This window comes from Deinococcus sp., from assembly GCF_030523985.1.
Lineage (GTDB): Bacteria > Deinococcota > Deinococci > Deinococcales > Deinococcaceae > Deinococcus.
The window spans coordinates 1-1593 of the sequence record NZ_JAUNHK010000212.1 but is presented as its reverse complement, the minus strand read 5'-3'; the positions used below and the strand labels follow the sequence as shown (position 1 = coordinate 1593).

Sequence of the window (1593 nt, the reverse complement as noted above, 5' to 3'; positions counted from 1 at the left end):
GCTATCCATCCCAGGGTTAAAACCCTGGGCTTTCCGACCACACCCTTTTCTGTAAAGCTCCTCCTCCTGCCCGGCAGTCAGGGCACAGGCCCCGCACGTCACCAGAATCCGGAAGGCTTCGGAGAGATTCAGGTACTTGACCCCCTCCAGAATCCGCATGAAGGGCAGGCGCAGCGGGTCAGCCATCCAGCCGCCGTCAAGGTCAGCCTGAGCCCTTTGCCGCTGCATGTTGCGAAGCAGGCGGCTCACAGTCCCGCCTCCCGGCGAATACGTTCCAGGGTGTCCTGTACCCGGTTGCGCTCGACCTCGGCCCGCTCAGATGGCCCGTTGAAGACCACCCAGGCGCAGGCGTGCTCGATGCGGTCAAACGCCCGCTCACCCATCGCCGCCTGCAACTCGCTCTTGCTGAGATTGGCGGTGATGATGGTCGGCTTGCGACGGTTGTAGCGGGCACCGATGACGCGAGTGAACAGCTTGCGCTCCAAGTCGCCCGCCGCCGAAGCTGCCGCGCCTACGTCGTCGAGCACCAGCAGGTCAGGCGTCGTCAGGGCCGTGACGTGTTCGGCCTGGGTCTTGACCCGACGGGTGTAGTCGCTCTGCACCTCGTCCACCCACTCGGCCCAGTCGGTCACCAGGGCGCTGTACCCGGCCTCAATCGCATCCTTGGCGAGCAGCACCCCGGCCTGGGTCTTGCCCCGGCCCCGCTCGCCCACCATGGCGACGCTCAGGCAGTCGCGCATCACGTCGCGGATGTTCTGGCCCAGGGCGCGAACCAGCCGCCAGCTTTCGTGCCGCAGGCGAACGTCCTCCCAGGTCAGGTGGTACAGGCTGCCCTCGACCCCGGCGCGGGCGTACTGCTCGGCCAGCTTCTGGGTCTGGGCCTGCGCCGCGCAGCGTGGGCAGCGGCGGGCACCTTCAGGCGACTCAATCCAGCCGTCAAAGCATTCCGGGTCGCCGCACGCTGAAGCGGGCGCAGCAACGGGCGTGACTTCCGGCTGGCGGGGAATCATCGCCAGGAACTTCCCAGCGGGCGAAGCGGGGGCCGTCACTGCGTTCAGGGCGTCGGCGGCCTGCTCCGCAAGGTCGGGCAGCGGCAAGGGGCCAGGGTTCAGGGCGAGGTCATTGGCGCGGGCGTGCTCCAGTTGGGCTTGGGCCAGGGGAAGAATCTCAGCAGCAGTCATGCCAGCCAGTCCTTTTCGGCAGCGTCGGTGCCGTTCGCGGGTTGGTTTTTCGTGATTTCGGTGTCCAACAGGGCGCACAGGTCGCCCCGGTAGCGGTTGCCGTGCTTCTCGAAAGCCTGCTGCCGCAGTTCCCAGATGCGCTCAGGGATCAGCGACAGCCAGCCGCGTTCGCCCTGGCGTGCGGTGCGCTCGGCGATCAGCTTGTCGGCACTCCAGGGCGAGAGGGCCTGGCGCAGCGCGTCCAGCGGCGCGGCGGCGGGCGGAACATCTTCAGTGCCCGTGGTGTTGCTTTCACCAGCATTCGAGGGGCCTTGGGGATCCTGAACAGGGGCCTGAGTTGCGGGGGCCGGTTCAGGGTCGAAAACTTCCCCTTCAAAGACTTCAGGCTGGGCATAGACGACGTCTTGTCTTT

Annotated in this window: 3 protein-coding genes; all 3 read right to left on the bottom strand. The window is 66.8% G+C overall.

Translation table 11 applies throughout. The features are described 5' to 3' along the window. Positions 1 to 249 (bottom strand): hypothetical protein (locus Q4C89_RS15070; RefSeq protein WP_303103436.1); only part of this gene is annotated, 249 nt, incomplete at its 3' end. Continuing rightward, positions 246 to 1181: an ATP-binding protein gene (locus Q4C89_RS15065; RefSeq protein WP_303103435.1), complete on the bottom strand. Its 936-nt coding sequence runs from the start codon at positions 1179 to 1181 to the stop codon at positions 246 to 248. The genes Q4C89_RS15065 and Q4C89_RS15070, both read right to left, overlap by 4 nt. After that, positions 1178 to 1593, bottom strand: a 416-nt coding sequence (locus Q4C89_RS15060; RefSeq protein ID WP_303103434.1) for a hypothetical protein, incomplete at its 5' end; no start/stop codon positions are given. The genes Q4C89_RS15060 and Q4C89_RS15065, both read right to left, overlap by 4 nt.

What these genes read in the sequence shown, in the direction of transcription:
- Q4C89_RS15065 (WP_303103435.1), bottom strand. Translation starts at nt 1,181, where the DNA reads ATGACTGCTGCTGAGATTCTTCCCCTGGCCCAAGCCCAACTGGAGCAC.